Source organism: Paenibacillus sp. FSL L8-0494 (assembly GCF_038003695.1).
Classification (GTDB): Bacteria; Bacillota; Bacilli; order Paenibacillales; family Paenibacillaceae; genus Paenibacillus_AQ; species Paenibacillus_AQ odorifer.
Map to the genome: position 1 here is coordinate 1,135,550 of NZ_JBBOPQ010000001.1, position 17,449 is coordinate 1,152,998.

Genomic DNA, 17,449 nt, shown 5'->3' on the forward strand with positions numbered 1-17,449 from the left:
AACCTTCATGGATTCAGTAAAAAGCGTGGTAGGCGGCCAAGGCAATTATCCAATATCGGCTGTCATCATCGCTCAGGATGACGAAGTTCGAATATCTAAGGCCATACAATCCTGCAGGTTATTCGCCGACGAGGTGGTTGTGATTGACGGAGGCAGCAAAGACGGGACAGTACAGCTTTCTGAAAGCTTGAATTGTCGAGTATACGTCAACCCTTGGCCCGGATATGCGAAACAGAGGGAGTTCGGAGTAGAACGCGCGGTTCATGATTGGGTCTTCCTTATTGATACTGACGAAGTGGTCAGCGACGAGTTGGCCGCAAGTATTCTTGAACTGAAACCGGGGCTTATGGATCAATCGGTTGCCTATTCTATCTACCGGATCGGTGATTTTATGGGCAGATGGCTGGATCGTGGCGAATATCTAGTGCGCCTATACAACCGCAAAGCATATGGAATTCGAAATAGCTTGGTGCACGAGATGCCCGAGGTCTCAGAAGAGCGAACCATACGTTTGACAGGAACCCTCTGGCATTATGGTTACCGCAGTATTAACGATCATGTGGCACGTTTCAATAAGTATACTGACTTGGAAGCTGAAAGTGCGTATGCCAAGGGCAAACGATTTCGGGTCAGTCATCTGCTGTTAAGACCACCAGCCCGTTTCCTGCAAAAGTATTTCTTACATGGGTTGTTCAAGAAGGGAATGTCAGGCTTCGGTGTATCCGTATTCTGGGTCATGTATGAATTCATGGTCGGCTTCAAGCATTACGAATTAATTAGATCGGGAAAGCTGACTCAGCACAATGCGAAGACGAGTCAGACCGAGAAGGAGAATAAAGGAGAGAGAAGCTATGCCGTACAGTGACGGATTGAACATTATGACGACAGGCCTTAGCTGGCCGTCGCTACAGCCGGGTGGGCTTAACACGTATTTCAAATCCGTTTGCGAGCAACTCTCCTCACGTAATCGGGTGCATGCGCTGATTTGCAGTCAAGAGACGCCTGCTACCCCTGAGGAATTGATTATTCACAATGCCGGAGATCCAAAAGATGGGATCTGGAAACGTAAGGATGCTTTCCAGCGTAAGGCGGCCGATCTGATGGGAGAGGGCAGTGGCCGTATAGATATTTTATACACTCACTTTGCTCCTTATGGTATTGGTCCAGCCTTGGAAGCAAAGAAACGTGGGATTCCTGTAGTGATGACTTTTCATGGCCCATGGAATGAAGAAATGAAAATCGAAGGTCAAGGCATTAAGCACCGGGTCAAAACAACCATCGCCAAATCCATTGAACATAGAGCCTATAAGCTAGCGGATAAGTTCATCGTGCTTAGTGAGACGTTCCGCGATATTCTCCATAAGCTGCACGGAGTGCCACTACACAAAATTATTGTGATTCCAGGCGCAGCTAATGTGGAACGTTTTATCCCCGCTACGAATCGATTGGCGATTCGCCGGACCTTGAATTTACCTGAGGGAGCAACAACCGTGCTGACTGTCCGGCGTTTGGTCAATCGGATGGGACTACTCCAGCTGCTTGAAGCCTGGAAGCAAGTTGCGGAGCGATTCCCAAATGCAATTCTGCTGATTGGTGGTAAAGGGCCGTTGCGGGGGGAACTGGAAGAAAAGATCGCCGACTATGGCTTAAGCAACAAGGTAAGGCTGCTAGGCTACATTCCTGATCATGAACTAGCCTCTTATTATCAGGCAGCGGACATGTTCGTGGTTCCCTCACAGGCATTGGAGGGCTTTGGTTTGATTACCGTTGAAGCCTTATCTTCAGGATTGCCAGTGATGGCTACACCGATTGGCGGCAATAAGGAGATTTTGCAAGGCTTCCGGCCGGAATTGCTATTTAAGAGTTCAAGTAGCGACCACATGGCCGAAGGCATGATCCATATGCTTAGCAATCGAAAGCTGCTTCCGAGCCGTGATGAATGTAGAGAGCATGTACTAGAGAGATATACTTGGGAGCATGTTACGGATCAAGTAGAATCCGTGTTCCTACAAGCCTTAGGAGAGGAGGTGACCACGTAATGCTTAGAGTGGCCTATATAGATCACACTGCTAAATGGAGTGGTGGAGAAGTTGCCCTGTTTAACATCCTTACCCATATTGGAGAACAGATCGATCCACTGGTAATTCTGGCTGAGGATGGTGCGCTGGCTGAACGGCTACGTGAAAAAGGGATGGATGTCCGTATTATTCCGCTGGATGAGAGCATCAGAAGTCGTGGTAGAAATGCAGTCAACTTGGGAGCACCTGCTGCAGCCTTCAAGCTGTTGGCTTATGGCCGCAAGCTTGCGCCGCTCTTAAAAGCGGAGAAGGTAGATTGCGTGCACACCAATTCCCTGAAATCTGCATTATACGGAGCCATCGCTGCAAAAATAGCAGGCGTTCCATTGATCTGGCATATCCGGGATCATATTGGAGCCCCTTATTTAAAGCCTATCGTTGCCAAAGGAATTCGTTTGCTGTCGCGACTGCTCCCAAATGGAGTCATCGCGAATTCACATTCTACGCTGAATGCTTTGGAGCTGCCGCGTTCCAAAAAAACGCTGGTCGTATACTCCGCTTTCGCTAAAGCGATTGGTAATGGGATCGGCATGCGGGACCAGAAGAATTTTAACGTACTGCTAGTTGGTCGATTGGCGCATTGGAAAGGTCAGCATATTGTGCTGGAAGCCGCAAAAAGCTTTAAGAACGAACCTCGTGTGAAGTTCTGGCTGGCCGGAGACGCTCTGTTTGGAGAAGAGGCTTATAAGCAGGAATTGCTGCAAAAGATAAAAAACGACGAGCTTACTAATGTAAGCATGCTAGGGCATGTGGATGATATTCAAGGCCTTATGAATACTGCTGATTTACTGATTCACACTTCGGTAACTCCTGAGCCTTTTGGCCAAGTTATCGTTGAAGGAATGGCAGCGGGATTACCGGTGATCGCCTCCAATGAAGGCGGGCCGGTAGAAATTGTAGTTCATGGTGAGACAGGATTACTGATAGAGCCTGATGACGCGGCGATACTGGCAGACTCCATTAAATGGATGCTGGATCACCCAGAGGAAAGACGGCGGATGGCGGACAATGGGATGAAACGAGTGAAAGAGCATTTTGTTATCGAGAATACGGTCAAGGACATCGTTGACTACTATAAAGGTTTGTTGGCGGGCACCTGACAGATGATATGACGCGGTAATTCTGAAGATGATGCTCCATAAAACTTTGAGGATGATTCACATGAAAATTGCGATAGCGCACGATTACTTAATCCAAATGGGCGGCGCGGAAAGAGTGGTGGAAGTCTTTCATCACATGTATCCCGAGGCTCCAATCTACACAACGGTTTTTAACGGAAGCCGCCTTACTGACAATCTCAAAGATGCGGATATCCGTGCCTCCTGGCTGCAAAAGATTCCGGGAGTAAAGACCAATTTTAAAGGGGTGCTGCCACTTTATCCAATGGCCATCCGTGATTTGGACTTTCGCGGTTTCGATATCGTCCTGAGTTCCAGCAGTGCTTTTATGAAAAGTATTCAGGTTCCTAAACATACGTTTCATCTTTGTTACTGCCATACGCCTATGCGCTTCGCATGGGACTATGACACCTATATGGAACGTCAGTCGAATTCCGGGCTGTTCAAGAAAATGCTTAAGGTATACATGCAGCAGCTTAAAACGTGGGACCAACGGACTTCTAAAAATGTGAATCAGTTCGTAGCCAATTCTTCAGTAGTGAAGACGAGGATTCAGAATTATTATCACCGGGATGCAGATGTCATATTTCCACCGATTAATACAGCCCGGTTTACAAGCTCTTCTACCATTGGCGACTATTATTTAATTGTCTCCCGGCTTGTTTCCTACAAGCGGATTGATCTGGCGGTAGAGGCTTTCAATCGTAACGGTCTTAAGCTTTATATCGTAGGGGATGGACCGGATCGCAAGCGCCTCGAAGGCATGGCTAAGGATAATGTATCGTTTCTGGGCCGGCTAGAAGATGAGCAAGTGACTGGAATGATGGCACAGTGTCGAGCATTTATTTTTCCAGGAGAAGAGGACTTTGGAATTACACCGCTGGAAGCGAACGCTGCAGGAAGACCGGTAATTGCTTATCAAGCAGGTGGCGCACTAGATACTATTATTCCTTATGTAAATGGTGTGTTCTTTCAGCATCAAGAAGTGGAGGATCTACTTAAGGCTATTTATGAGGTAGAGTCCTACGCTTGGGATATCGATCAAATTATGGAGCATGCACGTAAATTCGATGAGCAGGCGTTTATGGTTAAGTTCAAGCAGTATGTTGAGCAGGCGTACGTCAATTTTCTAAAAGGAGGATGATTATATGAAGCTGACAGTAATCGGTACTGGGTATGTGGGTCTTGTATCTGGCGTGTGCTTTGCACTGGGCGGACATCATGTCATCTGTGTGGATAAGGACGAGGAAAAGATTAAGAAGCTGAAACAGAAGGAATCGCCCATCTATGAGCCGGGAATCGAGGAACTGATTGAACTGAATCTTCGTGAGGAACGGTTATCTTTTTCTGCGGATCTTCAGGATTCGGTGCGCCGTTCAGATATTATCATCCTTGCTGTAGGTACGCCATCACTGCCTAATGGTGAAGCAGACTTAACCTATATTGAGGGTGCAGCCGCTGAAATCGCTAAAGCGATGGAAGGGCACAAAATTATAATGACTAAATCTACAGTTCCAGTAGGGACAAATGAGAAAATCTCCAAAATGATCTCTAGCCATACCCATCATCCTTTTGATATCGTGTCTGCACCTGAGTTTTTACGTGAAGGCTCAGCGATTCGCGATACCCTCCATCCCGACAGAATTGTCATTGGTCTTGATAATCCAGAGCTGGAACCAACTATGCGCGAGCTTCATAAGGGTTTCACAGAAAATGTATTTGTAACAGATATACGCAGTGCTGAAATGATCAAATATGCTTCGAATGCATTTTTGGCCACGAAGATTTCCTTTATTAATGAGATCGCCAATATTTGTGAAAAAGTGGGAGCTGATGTAACCGAGGTAGCACAAGGAATGGGTATGGACCAAAGAATCGGGTCATCCTTCCTGCAGGCTGGCATCGGTTATGGAGGCTCCTGTTTCCCGAAAGACACTAATGCGCTCATTCAAATTGCGGGCAACGTCGATTACGAATTCAAATTATTGAAATCTGTAGTCGAAGTGAATAAGGGACAACGGTTTATGATCATCTCCAAGCTGCATGAATCACTTGGCAGCCTGCGCGGTTCGACGATTGGGATATGGGGGCTTGCCTTTAAGCCTAATACTGATGATGTCCGCGAAGCTCCAGCCAGAGAGATTGTTGAGGCACTGGTGGCTGAGGGGGCAACAGTCAAACTATATGATCCAATCGCAGCTACAAATTTCAGGCAGCAATACGATCATCCGCAGCTTCGCTGGTGCCATCTGCCAGAGGAAGCGGCTGAGGGCAGCGATGCCGTCTGCCTCTTGACCGATTGGAGCCTGCTCAAGGAGATTGATCTGCATCAGCTGGCGAAAAGCATGCGTAATGGGGTATTGATCGATGGACGCAACGTGTATTCCAAGGAGCAAATCGAGGGTACCGGCCTCGTTTATCATTCTGTCGGCCGCCCGCAGATGGGCGGATTGAGCGGTTATTCTGCTAGTGTGGCTGGAGCGGTTTAATCTAAGTTATATTGATTGAACTTGTGATTTTTCTATTTAGGGATGAGCCGTGACTCCAGAGAATGTTTGGACTTCCAGCCGCTGTTGTCTGCAGATTTCCTGATTTTAACCGCTGATAGCGGTAGAAATCCGCAGACAAAGGCGGATGCTATTGCTCCTCCAGTTCCAAAATTCTCTTCCGCCACTTCGTTCCCTTATTTTAAGGTTCTAAGCAATTTATAAAGTTAGGTACTCTGATTATATACCGCAGTAGCAGTAGCATTTGTAGTTGTCATTGTCTCTGTCTCTGTGGTGGCAACTAGTCTTGCTCTTGTAGTTGCAGTTGTTCTTGCAGTTGTTCTTGCAGTTGCAGCTGCCTCCCCCGGAGCAGAAGCAAATCTTTAGAAAAACGTGCTCGCTTCCGGCTGGTACAGCCCGGTGCGCATGGATCATTGTTAAAAAGTAGTTGGTTAGGTTAAGAACGGAAAGGGAATTTGGAACTGTAGAAACGGAGTGTTCGCCTTTATCCTCGGATTTCTACCGCGAGAAGCGGTCCAATCAGGAAATCTGAGGATAACAGCGATCGGAAGTCCAAAATCCCTTGGAGTGGATTCTACCTAACAAAGACATAGCTTTTAATACATTCCATTCAAGGAGGGTTCATTCTATGAAAATGGTACTTCTATCAGGCGGTTCAGGTAAACGGTTATGGCCGTTGTCTAACGACTCACGTTCAAAGCAATTTCTAAAGGTACTTGAAAGCCCTCAAGGTGAACCAGAATCCATGGTACAACGTGTCTGGAGACAGCTGGAGGAAGCAGGGATGGCAGAATCATCTTATCTAGCCACCGGCCGCGGCCAAGTAGAAATGATACAAAGCCAACTGGGAAGTCATGTGCCGATTATCGTTGAACCGGAGCGTCGGGATACTTTTCCGGCTATCGCCTTAACAGCTACCTATCTTTATTCAGTGGCAGGTGTTTCTCCAGCGGAGACGGTAGCAATATTGCCTGTTGACCCTTATGTAGAAGCATCCTTTTTCGATACCATAGCTATGCTTGAGGGGACCATGCTGGAAAGTGGAGCAAATCTGGCACTAATGGGTGTTGTTCCTGAACATGCCTCAGAGAAATACGGATATATTATTCCTACCACTGAAGAGGCGGGGGGGAATGGTTTTATGAAGGTGAGTCACTTTCAAGAGAAACCAGACCGCATACAAGCAGAACAGCTCATCGAGCAAAATGCATTGTGGAATTGCGGAGTGTTTGCCTTCCGTTTAGGGTACTTGTTAGATATTTTGCAGCGTAAAGGGTTGCCTTTAGGATATGAAGAATTGCAGAAGCAGTATAAGCTATTGTCTTCCATCAGCTTTGATTATGAAGTGGTGGAGAAAGAAGAACATATTGTGGTGCAGCCGTATGATGGATTCTGGAAGGATCTTGGAACGTGGAATACGCTGACAGAGGAAATGAGCAGCAAGCATGTAGGAAAAGGTTTTGTGACGGCGGATTCTGAGGGGACTTGCTTGATTAATGAGCTGGACATTCCGATTACGGTAATTGGTGCGAAGGATCTGATCATTGCGGCTAGCCCGGATGGAATTCTAGTTACCCATAAAGCTGAGAGCCCACGGATTAAAGAAGTGCTGAAGACCTTTGAACAGAGACCGATGTACGAGGAACGCCGCTGGGGCCATTACAAAGTTATTGATTATGTGAAATATGATGAAGGCAATGAAGTGCTGACCAAACGGATTTTTATATCCGAGGGGAATAATATCAGCTATCAATTACATCGCAAGCGTAGTGAAATTTGGACAATCGTCAGCGGCGAAGCAAGTATTGTGCTGAATGAGAAAAAACATAATGTGAAGGCTGGGGACGTGGTACGTATACCGGAAGGAACGAAACACGCGATCCTTGCTTTGACGGATGTTGAGTTTATAGAGGTACAGACGGGGTCTGAATTAGTAGAAGAAGATAACATTCGTATTACTTTAGACTGGAATGATATAGAACTACAACAATTCATTTCATAGGTCTAACCTATCTATTTAACCAATTCAAAATTTCTTGAAACAGGTAAATTGACTCAATTATCAAAAAAAGTCATAAAAACACTAAATATATCATTAATTGTCGTCGATACTTACGGTAAGAGAGATTATTTCTCTTAAATTGAAAAGGCAAACCTATCGAAAGGTAGGGACGCAAAGCTATAGGGCCTTCGAAAGAGTGGCAGCCTGGCTACCGAAAGGGAGATTATTTTGAAAGCTTACCGTACGTATCGATTGTTTGGTGCATTTCTGTCACTCGTCCTGTTTCTGACTGCACTTCCGCTTGCTGTTGGAATTTCGCCGTCTATTGTCATAGCTGCTTCAAATTCTGGAACGCCGGTTACCCCAGGTGCCTCACCTGAAGCCGTAAAGCTGCTTAACTATTTTTACTCGATCTCAGGAAAAGGCATTATTGCTGGTCAACATGACTATTTAGAAAGTCCAGATGAAATTAACAATATGCTGAAGGGAACCAGCGGACAATATGCGGCTCTTCACGGTTATGAAATGGGTGCGATCAGTGGTCAGTCCGAAGCAACGATGGCTTGGCAACGTCAAAATGTGGTGAACAGCGCCATCAACTGGAATAAAGCGGGCGGGATCGTAGCTATGACTTTTCATGCTAACCTGCCGGGCACCTCTTATGACTGGGATAATGTGAAAAAAACACTTAGCCAGAGTGAGTTCGATAGTTACGTTACACCGGGTACCAAGCAATATAATAATCTGATCGCTGAGCTTGATAAGGTGGCAGTCTCTTTAAAAAGCTTGCGCGATGCCAATGTTCCGGTGCTTTGGAGACCCTATCATGAAATGAACGGGAACTGGTTCTGGTGGGGGAAGAAAAATAACTTTTCTAAACTATGGAATATAATGTATGACCGTTTTGTTAACGTTCATAAATTAAATAATTTGTTATGGGTATGGAGTCCGAATGCTCCCAATGTTTGGTCAGATCCTTATGCGCTAACTTATCCAGGTGCTGATAAAGTAGATATTCTGGCAGCAGATATATACGAAAATGATTACCAGCAAAAATACTATGACAGCTTGTTGAGTCTAGCCGCAGGCAAACCGATTGCGATCGGGGAGAATGGTGAAATGCCTAATCTGGAGAAGCTTCAGCAATCGCAAAGTAAATGGACGTATATGATGAGCTGGGGAAAAATGCTTTACGAAAATAACAGTGCAGACACAATCAAAACATTTATGAATAGCAACTACACCCTGACCAGAGATAAATTAAATACTGGTCTGGCACCGACACCTAGCGCCGCACCAGCGCCGGCACCTTCCGAAGAAGAGGGGGAGGCAGCAATTCCTCTCGCGAAGGGGCTTGCAGGAGAGTATTACAACAACATGTTATTGTCGGGAGCGGCAACTCTTAACAGAACTGATGCAATAATCGATTTCAATTGGCGGCAAGGCTCGCCGGATGCCGCCCTCGGGATTGATCGTTTCTCCATACGTTGGAGCGGTAAAATTAAGCCGTTATATAATGAGCAATATACATTTTACACTACCTCAGATGATGGTATCCGTGTCTGGGTGAATGGGGAATCCGTGATTGATAGTTGGACTAAGCAAAGTGGTACTGAGCGTAAGGGCACTATAACGCTGAAGGCTGGTCGGCTATACGATATCAAGGTGGAGTATTACGAGAATGAAGGCGATGCGAGAGTCCGCTTGATGTGGGAAAGTGCTAGTCAAGCTAAAGAGACAGTTCCAGCAAGTGCACTTTTTCTTCCGGATGTCTCCTGATTGATGAAAATTAAAGGTCGATCCTTAGTGGCTCTGCGTTATTGCAGAGCTACTAAGCTATAGTCCTCATTAGGTCAGAAGACGATTGTCCGATAACAGGTATGTTTATTTAGCACCTGTAGAGGCAGTACAGCTACCGAAAGGAGGATTTATTTGCGTAAATATTATAAGAAAAACAGATTGTTGTTTACTATGTTACCGGTGTTTATTATTTTTTCCTTGCTGCCTTGGGGAGAGGTTAAGAGTCTTCCGAAGGCTATGAGTGTTTCTTCCTCTTTACCTCCGGTTATACCCAGTAATCCATCGGCTTCTGAAGAGGCTAAGCAACTGCTGAGTAATTTGGTGAATCTACGTGGCAAAGGGATTTTGTCGGGCCAGCATGATTATCTAGAAAGCCCAGATGAACTGGTTCATAAGCTGAAGAATACTTCGGGACAAAATGCCGTTCTACATGGTTATGAATTAGGGGCGATTAATAATCAATCCGAAGGGACGATCGCAGAACAGCGGCAAGCAGTGATAGACAGTGCAATTGAATGGCATCACGAGGGTGGCATTGTAGCCATGACATTCCATCAGAGTTTGCCGGGAACATCTCCAGAATGGTCCAATGTAAACAGAAGTCTCAGTCAAGAGAAATTTAATGCTTATGTTACACCTGGGACAGCTCAGTATAAGAGGCTAATCTCAGATCTAGACGAGGTTGCTGGATATTTGGGACAATTGCGTGATGCCGGAGTTCCAGTCTTATGGCGACCTTACCATGAAATGAATGGCGGTTGGTTTTGGTGGGGGAAAAAGGACAATTTTTCAGAGCTTTGGAGTATTGTCTATGATCGTTTTGTAAACACACACAAGCTAAATAATCTACTGTGGGTATGGAATCCGAATGCGCCGAATGAATGGTCAGATCCTTATGCTGCATATTATCCCGGTGGGGATAAACTCGATGTTCTGGCTGCGGATATCTACAATAACGATTATAAGCAGTCCTACTATGAGGATCTGCTCGCATTGGCCGAGGGTAAACCTATCGGAATCGGGGAGAGCGGACAGCTGCCGAACCCGGATGTATTAACTGAGAAACAAAATAAATGGGTCTATATGATGACCTGGGGAAAATTACTGACAGAAAATAATACGCTACAGTCAATTAAAAGCTTTATGAAAGACTCGTTTATAGTATCGAGAGAGGACTATGTTCTCACAACAGGAGGTCCTTCGATAGCACCCGTAACTCCGGTAACCCTAACGGGTTTAACTGGAGAATACTATAACAATACTGATTTAGAGGGAGAAGCGGTACTTATCCGCGATGACCGTAAGATTGATTTTAATTGGCATGGTGCGTCACCTGCCTCAGGGATAAATGAAGATCACTTTTCTGTACGCTGGAAAGGGAAGCTCAAACCCAAATTCAGTGAGAAATATACAATTTCAGCATCCTCTGATGATGGAGTCCGTGTCTGGATTGACGGAAAGCTGATCATCGACAATTGGAAAAATCAAAGTGCAACCCTTCATAAAGGAAGTATCCCGCTCACAGCTGGAACGCTTTATGATATCCAAATTGAATATTATGAGAATGAAGGAGATGCCAATCTTCGTTTGCTATGGGAGAGTTCCAGCCAGAAGCAGCAGGTAATTCCACAAGGGGCATTGTTCCTTCCTTAATCTAATGAAATGATAGGGTAAGACATTCCGGAAGAAAGAGAGGACCTATGGATGGGAATAACGAGGAGAATATCTAATAGAAAAAATAAGATATCTGCAAACAAACCATTACTGTTATTACTAAAATTCGCCGCATTAACCGTCTTGTTTCTGTTGTCTGTCTCTGTCTTCGGAACGAATAGGACAAACGATTATAAGGTAGGTGCCAATATACCGAGACTATCTGCAGGAACTGATGCTGCAGCAGAAATACCGGATGGTACTGTGATCTGGAATCTGGGACAACATGATGGCTCAGCAGCTGAATTCGCTGCGAGTGGCACTTCTGGCAGCAAGAAGGACTTTAATGTTCCTTCTTCGGTGCTCAAATCATCGGCTCTGCAGAGCTTGCCTGCAGGCTTGAATGGAAAGACCCAGCCGGAATTAACGATCACATATCAGCTAAATAAGATCCCGGAGAATGGGGTCTTATTTAGCGTAGGTATTCTGGATGCGTATAAATCCGTGCCGCAAATGAGTGTGTTCTCCAATCATCAATTGTCGGGGATCATTCAAATTGCAGGCGTTGCTGGCACAGAAAGTGAATATAGCTTTCAAAAGACCTATGAATTATATATTCCCAAGGAGCAATTGAAGATAGGAACGAACGAATTGAAGCTGCAAACGGTTCGCTGTTTATATTGCAGTGACAAAGAAGACGAATATTCCTGGTGGACTTGGGATAATCTCCGTTTAGAGTCTCTTAACGCTCCAATTTCTGAGCCTATCCATGGCAGCTACACATTGACCGGAACAGTAGTGAATAATAAGCAATTTTATTTCGATGAAGGTGCAGTTACGCACTTGCCTTATGTTATCAAATGGCTAGGTATGGCTTATAGCGGCAATGTGATGCGAACCAGCTGTGCCAGCGATGTTGGGCGGTCCTGCTCGGATATGATGGAATATTACAAGGTGTTGCAGGATTACAACATGCAGGCGGTTGCTCTGTATTTGCATACTGGTGATATTAAGCTTAAGGCAGACGGATCGTTGCCCGCTGATGCAGAGAAAAAGCTGACGGATTATTTTGAGCAATATAGCCCCTATTTTCAATATTATGAGGTAGATAATGAGCCAGGATTATTCAATCGTTCTAAGGCAGTTAACTTGGCGATTGCGGACTGGCTAAATAAAAAGGGCAAGCAAATCGCGCCCCATTTACAAACTGTTGCTCCGGGCTGGGCGTATTGGCCGAGTTACAGTGAGGATTCCTGCGGTAATCAGAAGGGAACTGGGAAGGAATGTGGAGATCCGGATGGCTGGGAACGTGATCCAGAGCAACGTATGGAGCTGGAGAAGGTTACGGATTTGACCAATGGACATTCCTACGGGGACTCTTATATTTTTAGTAATGGAGGAAGCTTTACTGAGAATTTGAAGACCTTCACTGGCGCAGACAATGGACTCGGCAAAAAAATGCTGACCACTGAATTTGGTACTTCGGACAGTCATGTGGATGCCTATCAATACGGGGCAACGGAGCGGACAGCGGCTGTATTCGACCGGATCATGCGTGCGCATATTGGTTATGCGGATATGTTTGTGCAGCATGCTGCTTTTTTTAAGGATTTCAGTTTATTCAAATACGGGTTTAATTTAGAAGAGCATGATCCGGCGACCACAGAGATTTATTATACAAAAGAAAATGAGGATTCACGTGTCAGCATCATGAGAAGGCTCAGTCTTGCCTATGCTACGCATGGAGCTCCATTAACTTATCAAGTTGCCAACAAAGATGTGTTAGCCGACAAGCTGGTATATGTTCGGGCCGTGGATACTTCTACATTGAAGCCTCTTGCGGGAAGCGGAGCGACCTCAAATAAGGTGCTGGTTAATTTCGTTAACTTTGAGTCTACTCCACAAACTGTGAGTGTAAATGTGACTATGCCGAAAAACGGGGTGTATGAAGGGGAACGTTTTGGAAACGGGGATACGTATGAAAAAGCAAGAAGTTATGTAACAGGTAAAAAGGCTACTCCCACGTTAACTTTTACGGAGACACTTGCTCCAGGAGAGGCTGTGCAGTATATTTTGCAGCCTTCCTCTGAAGTAAAGCCGTCTGCCCCTAAAGGATTCAAAGCCGCAGCAACAAAAGGTTTAGCTGTAAAATTAAATTGGTTGGAGGCACCGGGAGCAAGCTACGAGCTGCTTCGTGCTGAAGGTAGCGGGGGGGAAATGAAGGTGGTAGCCACCGATGTGAAGCTTACAGAATACACGGATCATAATTTACGTGAAGGGACGTTATATACCTACGCGGTAAGGGTATCAGGTTCAAATCTACTTTCCGACAAAATTCAGATTACAGCCACCGGCCTGGTTCCTCTGGATCGGACAAAGTGGAAGGTAACCTCAAATGTGAATACGGTGGCATCAGCTCCAAGTCTGGCCATCGATGGGGATCGGCGCACGCGCTGGGATACGGGGAAACATCAGGTTTCTGGAGAGTATTTTCAGATTGATCTGGGTGAAGCACATGAAATTGAAAGAATAGATTTGGACAGCACGTTATCACCATTTGATTATCCAAGAGACTATGTAGTTTATATTTCTGACGATGCTCAAAACTGGAACAAACTCACCTCTGGAAAAGGCACGAAAGAGCTTACGAAGATAACCTTTTCTAAGGTAAAGACACGGTATATCAAAATTGTACAGACCGGAGCGGGCGGGAATTATTGGTCTATTCAAGAGCTACAGGTGTACTCCAGAGAATAAGCAATTATTTGAATTTATATAACTGTTAATAGAGCATACTAAATAACCTCAGCGGGATCATTCTCCCGCTGAGGTTATTTTTGTGCTTTAAATAAAATGGAGACCAGACATATAAGGTAATGGAATTGCCTCAGATTCCCCTGAGGAATCTGAGGTGCGAAGCGGGCTCGCTGGATCAAACAGCAGCGAGATCAGCTCCTTGTCGTCCACGGACGACAAGTCGAGGCTACGCTTGCGGCATACTTCCGTCTGCCGCAAAAGCGCTTCCCGGTCTGCGATGCAGACCGTCCCGCTGTTCGCGCCGGCGCTTAAGGAGGCGCCGGCGTCCCGCAGAAGCGCGAGCAGGCTGCGCTCCTGCCACGGCACAGGCACTTGCAGCGTGCCAACGCCGTTGCACAGAGCCGCCTTGGCCAGCAACGCCGCTACCGCTTGCGGCTGGCCGGCCCAATCCACCGCCGTCGCTGGGCTCGGCGCCGGCACATCCGCCGCGGGCACAGCCATCGCGGCAAACCCCTCGATGCTGCCGTCCCGCACGGCTACGAGTGTGCGCTGGGACAAGCCCAGCACACCCGCGTAAGCCTCGGCACCCAGCAGCAGCGCCAGCTCACCCGGACTGTACATCTGTCCGGCTTCGCGTTCATTCAGCAGCCGGTTGACGGCGAAGAAGTCGCCCGGCTGCATTGGCCGCAGCGTCCATTCTTCCCCTGCTGCGGCAGCAAGTGCGTGAGCCGAGCTTGCGTTCAGCTCGGCAAATTGCGTACCGCCGAACGGTACGCATCCCGCTCGGGTATACAGCGAGCGGTCACCCGAGACAAAGATAAGTGATGCGCCAGCATTCGCAGCATGGGTCTGGCATAGCTGTAGAAGCTGACCGGCTAGTCCCTGGCCGCGATAAGCAGGATCTGTGCAAACTGCACCGATGGAGAATACGTTCAGGAGAGCTTCTCCAGTGCGGATCGTGGAGGGCACTAATCCCATAAAAGCAGCGATGTTACCGTCCTCGGCAACGGCTGCATAAGAGTGAGTGTAACCAGGGCTGAAAATCAGCGGAAACAGCTCTTTCATAGAAGTGTCGCCGGCTTTGCGAAAGATGGAATGGGCTAGAAGAGCGGCTTGATCCAGCTCCGCAGGTTTAATTAATCTCAATTGCATTTACAGTCAGCCTCCTTATATGTAAATACGAGCAGGGTAGGAAGGAATTATTTTAAGTATAAGCCCCAGCGGATGAAATCTTCAATCCTGCTTATATTATTCAATGTCTCAAAAGGATGTGGATAAGGGTAATAACGTACATAAATAAGGAAGCTTATATTTTAAGCTAGAAGAGAAAGGGAAGTGAATAAACGGTGACCCAACTTGCAGATAATATCATATTATTGCTGGCAGCTCTCTTACTTGTAGGTGTGTTTTCCACCAAATTCTCCACTAAATTTGGAATGCCAGCGCTAGTGCTTTTCCTTGCTGCGGGGATGGTACTGAGTCAATTTATCTTTTTTAACAATGCTTCCTTAACACAAATGGCCGGGATTTTTGCGCTGGTTGTTATCCTATTCGAAGGTGGGATGCAGACCAGTATTAAGGATATCAAGCCTATTATTCGGCCGGCATTATCCTTATCTACGGTAGGCGTATTGTTAACGACAGCTATCGTTGGGGTGTTCGCTAAGCTGATTCTTGAGGTGTCATGGGCGGAAAGTTTTCTGTTCGGAGCTATCGTGGGTTCGACTGATGCGGCTGCGGTCTTTTCGGTATTAGGCGGTAAGAATATTGACAAACGACTGACCTCGACACTCGAAGCGGAATCAGGTAGCAACGATCCTATGGCGGTGTTTTTGACAGTATCGCTGATCGAATGGATTCAGCATCCGGATATGGCGATATGGGGACTTGTGCTGTCCTTTATATGGGAGATGGCAGTTGGTTTGGTGATAGGGATTGTACTTGGCAAAATCGCAGTATATCTTATCAATCGAATTAACCTGGATTCCACGGGGCTTTACCCGGTATTGGCGATTGGATTTGCTGTCCTAACCTACGGGTTATCTGCACTCGTTCATAGCAGCGGCTTGCTGGCTGTCTATGTAATGGGTCTTACCCTTGGCAATTCTGAGCTAATGTATCATCGAACAATTATGAATTTTAGTCATGGCTTCGCTTGGATGATGCAAATATTTATGTTTATATTGCTGGGTCTACTGGTATTTCCACAGGAGCTGGCAGAGGTGGCTTGGCAAGGTATATTGCTGTCCGTCATTCTGATGGTTGTGGCAAGGCCCATTGGTGTGTTTATAAGCTTGCTCTTTTCCAAATTCTCTATTCGTGAAAAAACACTGATTTCCTGGGCAGGCCTGCGCGGAGCCGTTCCAATTGTACTGGCAACCTATCCGCTGCTAGCCAATCTTCCCCACGGACGACTGTTCTTCAATGTGGTGTTCTTCGTCGTGCTGACCTCAGCAGTGATTCAAGGAACAAGCATTTCACCGCTGGCTTCCCGGTTGAAGCTGGTGGGGCAAGAGGATTCAGCACAGCCATCACTGATGGAGCTGGTCGCCCTTGGCAAGACAGATTCCGAGTTCAACCACATAGGAATTGAACCTTACATGCCCATTGCCGGGCAGAAAATCTCCGATATTGGACTGCCAGATGATATCTTATTTACTGCTATTATCCGGAATAAAAGCATTGTCACCCCCCATGGCAGTACCGTCATTGAGCCAGGGGATACTGTATATGTCTTAAGTCCAAAGAGCAAACGCGATGAGATGAGGGCTTTTTTCCGGAGTCAGAAAGGGAAGACGGCGGAGGAAAATATATCTTTGATTTAAGTTTAGAAAGAGGCTGTTATCCAGAGTGTGACAGAGATAATAGGCGGTATAACAAAAGTTATGCTAGAATCGGCAACATGTAAATCTTCAAAGTGGTTGCAAAAAGCAAAAGGATGTGTTAAATTGTATATAGATTTAGAATGAGTCTAAATACAATATAATAAATTAACCATAGGAGGTTTTATTAATGAGTACACAACTAAAGAGCCAAACTGAACTGCACGCTGCTTTGAACCGCCAGACCGCGAACTGGTTCCTGCTTGGGGTAAAGCTTCATCATTATCACTGGTATGTTAGCGGATCCCAATTCTTCACGCTGCATGAGAAGTTTGAAGAACTCTACAATGAAGCTGCTGGTTATGCAGATGATTTGGCTGAGCGCCTGCTTGCTATTGGTGGACAGCCTGCCTCCTCTATGAAACAATATTTGGAGCTTTCCGATTTACAGGAAGCTCGTGGTGGCGAAGATGCCAAGGGTATGGTAATGGAGCTGGTTAGAGACTTTACGACTGTCTCTAAAGAACTGCAAGCTGCGATTGCTACTGCAGAAGAACTGGCTGATCAACCTACTGCGGATCTGCTGATTGGTATTAGAAGCAGCATTGAGAAACATGCATGGATGTTGAATGCTTTTATCGCCTAAGACAACAGTCTTATAAAGGATAGAACCACAAAGAGCGCCTGCGTATAGGATACGCATGGCGCTCTT

At 46.2% G+C, this 17,449-nt stretch carries 12 protein-coding genes and 1 riboswitch; of the genes, 11 read left to right on the forward strand and 1 reads right to left on the reverse strand.

Going from position 1 to position 17,449, the window contains the following annotated elements:
• The first annotated feature begins 7 nt into the window (after positions 1–7).
• The 9 genes from NYE35_RS05020 (at position 8) to NYE35_RS05060 (ending at position 13,915) form a co-directional block, all read left to right on the forward strand.
• On the forward strand, positions 8–865 hold the full coding sequence (locus NYE35_RS05020; RefSeq protein ID WP_038568901.1) for a glycosyltransferase family 2 protein: 858 nt from the start codon (positions 8–10) through the stop codon (positions 863–865).
• Complete coding sequence (locus NYE35_RS05025) at positions 852–2,039, forward strand: glycosyltransferase family 4 protein (protein WP_036676596.1); 1,188 nt, start codon at positions 852–854, stop codon at positions 2,037–2,039. Before NYE35_RS05020 ends, NYE35_RS05025 begins: the two co-directional genes overlap by 14 nt.
• Positions 2,039–3,178, forward strand: a complete 1,140-nt coding sequence (locus NYE35_RS05030) for a glycosyltransferase family 4 protein (protein WP_341120285.1) — start codon at positions 2,039–2,041, stop codon at positions 3,176–3,178. Before NYE35_RS05025 ends, NYE35_RS05030 begins: the two co-directional genes overlap by 1 nt.
• Positions 3,179–3,239: 61 nt before the next feature.
• Positions 3,240–4,340, forward strand: a complete 1,101-nt coding sequence (locus NYE35_RS05035) for a glycosyltransferase (RefSeq protein WP_036676592.1) — start codon at positions 3,240–3,242, stop codon at positions 4,338–4,340.
• Between the two features lie 4 nt (positions 4,341–4,344).
• A complete protein-coding gene (locus NYE35_RS05040) occupies positions 4,345–5,685 on the forward strand; it encodes a UDP-glucose dehydrogenase family protein (protein ID WP_036676589.1) in 1,341 nt (446 codons plus the stop codon).
• A gap of 646 nt (positions 5,686–6,331) precedes the next feature.
• Entirely contained in the window at positions 6,332–7,705 is a 1,374-nt protein-coding gene (locus tag NYE35_RS05045; RefSeq protein WP_036676586.1) for a sugar phosphate nucleotidyltransferase, read from the forward strand.
• A gap of 136 nt (positions 7,706–7,841) precedes the next feature.
• Positions 7,842–7,921, forward strand: a riboswitch (cyclic di-GMP riboswitch).
• Between the two features lie 12 nt (positions 7,922–7,933).
• Positions 7,934–9,484 carry a glycosyl hydrolase gene (locus NYE35_RS05050; RefSeq protein WP_081382474.1) on the forward strand — a complete coding sequence of 517 codons (1,551 nt, stop codon included), beginning with the start codon at positions 7,934–7,936 and terminating at the stop codon, positions 9,482–9,484.
• A 153-nt stretch (positions 9,485–9,637) separates the two neighbouring features.
• Positions 9,638–11,158, forward strand: coding sequence for a glycosyl hydrolase (locus NYE35_RS05055; protein ID WP_036676584.1), 1,521 nt, complete (start codon positions 9,638–9,640; stop codon positions 11,156–11,158).
• Positions 11,159–11,209: 51 nt separating this feature from the next.
• On the forward strand, positions 11,210–13,915 hold the full coding sequence (locus NYE35_RS05060; RefSeq protein ID WP_081383823.1) for a discoidin domain-containing protein: 2,706 nt from the start codon (positions 11,210–11,212) through the stop codon (positions 13,913–13,915).
• A gap of 87 nt (positions 13,916–14,002) precedes the next feature.
• Here NYE35_RS05060 and NYE35_RS05065 read toward each other — a convergent pair whose 3' ends face one another.
• Positions 14,003–15,067 (reverse strand): GNAT family N-acetyltransferase, encoded by a 1,065-nt coding sequence (locus NYE35_RS05065; protein ID WP_341120288.1) that lies wholly within the window; start codon positions 15,065–15,067, stop codon positions 14,003–14,005.
• Positions 15,068–15,261: 194 nt separating this feature from the next.
• On the opposite strand from NYE35_RS05065, the gene NYE35_RS05070 reads away from it, so the two are divergent.
• Together NYE35_RS05070 and NYE35_RS05075 are read left to right on the forward strand one after the other, a co-directional pair.
• Positions 15,262–16,740 carry a potassium/proton antiporter gene (locus NYE35_RS05070; protein WP_036676580.1) on the forward strand — a complete coding sequence of 493 codons (1,479 nt, stop codon included), beginning with the start codon at positions 15,262–15,264 and terminating at the stop codon, positions 16,738–16,740.
• 187 nt (positions 16,741–16,927) lie between these two features.
• A complete protein-coding gene (locus NYE35_RS05075) occupies positions 16,928–17,383 on the forward strand; it encodes a Dps family protein (protein ID WP_036676579.1) in 456 nt (151 codons plus the stop codon).
• The last annotated feature ends 66 nt before the right edge of the window (positions 17,384–17,449 follow it).